General features: G+C 55.4%; 2 rRNA genes (1 of these 2 only partly in view). Both read right to left on the bottom strand.

The window, feature by feature from the left end:
- Positions 1–15 precede the first annotated feature (15 nt).
- Positions 16–132, bottom strand: a 5S ribosomal RNA gene (gene rrf, locus RFA01S_RS27175).
- A gap of 155 nt (positions 133–287) precedes the next feature.
- Positions 288–2,944 (bottom strand): 23S ribosomal RNA (locus RFA01S_RS27170); it runs 497 nt beyond the window's last position.

The following is a 2,944-nucleotide window of genomic DNA, read 5'->3' as shown; positions in this document are numbered from 1 at the left end:
ATTTTGGGATGTTGTGTTCGGCGGTGTCCTACTCTCCCACACCCTGTCGAGTGCAGTACCATCGGCGCTGGAGGGCTTAGCTTCCGGGTTCGGAATGGGACCGGGCGTTTCCCCTCCGCTATGGCCGCCGTAACTCTGCGAAACAGTGTCACGAGCGGTCTCAGTCGGAGAACACATCCCCCACATACTGTCGGGGGTGGTGTTTCGTTCTTGGACCTGTATTCGGTTGTGTTACTGAACAACTCGTGTGTTGTTTCAGATATTGCACAGTGGACGCGTAGCTTCTTTGTGGTAAGTCCTCGGCCTATTAGTACCAGTCACCTGCATACATTGCTGTACTTCCAGTTCTGGCCTATCAACCCGGTGGTCTGCCGGGGGCCTTACCCCCTCGAGGGGGTGAGAAACCTCATCTTGGAACAGGCTTCCCGCTTAGATGCTTTCAGCGGTTATCCCTTCCGAACGTAGCCAACCAGCGGTGCTCCTGGTGGAACAACTGGCACACCAGAGGTTCGTCCGTCCCGGTCCTCTCGTACTAGGGACAGCCTTCCTCAAGTTTCTTACGCGCGCGGCGGATAGAGACCGAACTGTCTCACGACGTTCTAAACCCAGCTCGCGTGCCGCTTTAATGGGCGAACAGCCCAACCCTTGGGACCTACTCCAGCCCCAGGATGCGACGAGCCGACATCGAGGTGCCAAACCATCCCGTCGATATGGACTCTTGGGGAAGATCAGCCTGTTATCCCCGGGGTACCTTTTATCCGTTGAGCGACACCGCTTCCACTTGCCGGTGCCGGATCACTAGTCCCGACTTTCGTCCCTGCTCGACTTGTCAGTCTCACAGTCAAGCTCCCTTGTGCACTTGCACTCGACACCTGATTGCCAACCAGGCTGAGGGAACCTTTGGGCGCCTCCGTTACATTTTAGGAGGCAACCGCCCCAGTTAAACTACCCACCAGGCACTGTCCCTGAACCAGATCATGGTCCGAGGTTGAGGTATCCAATACGATCAGAGTGGTATTTCAACAACGACTCCACAGTAACTGGCGTCACCGCTTCACAGTCTCCCACCTATCCTACACAAACCGAACCGAACACCAATACCAAGCTGTAGTGAAGGTCCCGGGGTCTTTTCGTCCTGCCGCGCGTAACGAGCATCTTTACTCGTAATGCAATTTCGCCGAGTCTATGGTTGAGACAGCTGAGAAGTCGTTACGCCATTCGTGCAGGTCGGAACTTACCCGACAAGGAATTTCGCTACCTTAGGATGGTTATAGTTACCACCGCCGTTTACTGGGGCTTAAATTCTCAGCTTCGCTCTTACGAGCTAACCGGTCCTCTTAACCTTCCAGCACCGGGCAGGCGTCAGTCCGTATACATCGTCTTACGACTTCGCACGGACCTGTGTTTTTAGTAAACAGTCGCTTCTCACTGGTCTCTGCGGCCCACACCAGCTCACACTGCAAGAGTGATCACCGGCAGGGGCCCCCCTTCTCCCGAAGTTACGGGGGCATTTTGCCGAGTTCCTTAACCATAGTTATCTCGATCGCCTTAGTATTCTCTACCTGACCACCTGTGTCGGTTTGGGGTACGGGCCGTGTAACAACTCACTAGAGGCTTTTCTCGGCAGCATAGGATCACTGAATTCGCCTCAATCGGCTACGCATCACCTCTCAGGCTTGATGAACGGCGGATTTGCCTACCGTTCGCCCTACAGGCTTACACCAGTACAACCACTGACTGGCCCAGCTACCTTCCTGCGTCACCCCATCGCTTGGCTACTACCAGATCAGGTCCCACGCATCCACCACACGCCTCACTCTCGAAAGAGATCGGTCATATGGATTCAGGGTGGTTAGTGTCACTGATTCACCATGGGCGCGGTTACACGGGTACGGGAATATCAACCCGTTGTCCATCGGCTACGCCTGTCGGCCTCGTCTTAGGTCCCGACTCACCCTGGGCGGATTAACCTGGCCCAGGAACCCTTGGTCATTCGGCGGACGAGTTTCTCACTCGTCTTTCGCTACTCATGCCTGCATTCTCACTCGCGCAGCCTCCACACCTGGATCACTCCGATGCTTCCATGGCTGCACGACGCTCCCCTACCCACCCACACACCTGCACACAGATCCGCAGACCTGAATGGGGCTATTGTGTGAGTGCCGCAGCTTCGGTGGTGTACTTGAGCCCCGCTACATTGTCGGCGCAGGATCACTTGACCAGTGAGCTATTACGCACTCTTTCAAGGGTGGCTGCTTCTAAGCCAACCTCCTGGTTGTCTTCGCGACCCCACATCCTTTTCCACTTAGTACACGCTTAGGGACCTTAGCTGGCGATCTGGGCTGTTTCCCTCTCGACTACGAACCTTATCGCCCGCAGTCTCACTGCCACGCTCTCACTCACCGGCATTCGGAGTTTGGCTGATTTCGGTAAGCTTGTAGGCCCCCTAGACCATCCAGTAGCTCTACCTCCGGTGAGAAACACGTGACGCTGCACCTAAATGCATTTCGGGGAGAACCAGCTATCACGGAGTTTGATTGGCCTTTCACCCCTACCCACAACTCATCCCCTCAGTTTTCAACCTAAGTGGGTTCGGTCCTCCACGACGTCTTACCGTCGCTTCAACCTGGCCATGGGTAGATCACTCCGCTTCGGGTCTAGAACACGCCACTACACCACAAACGTGGATACGCCCTATTCGGACTCGCTTTCGCTACGGCTACCCCACACGGGTTAACCTCGCGACATGCCACTAACTCGCAGGCTCATTCTTCAAAAGGCACGCCATCACCAGCCATGACAAGTCATGCACCGGCTTTGACGGATTGTAAGCGCACGGTTTCAGGTACTATTTCACTCCCCTCCCGGGGTACTTTTCACCTTTCCCTCACGGTACTAGTCCGCTATCGGTCACCAGGGAGTATTCAGGCTTATCGGGTGGTCC

The organism is Rhodococcoides fascians NBRC 12155 = LMG 3623, from assembly GCF_001894785.1.
Classification (GTDB): Bacteria; Actinomycetota; Actinomycetes; order Mycobacteriales; family Mycobacteriaceae; genus Rhodococcoides; species Rhodococcoides fascians.
Note: the sequence above shows the minus strand (reverse complement) of the source record. Positions and strands in the feature narration are given on the sequence as shown.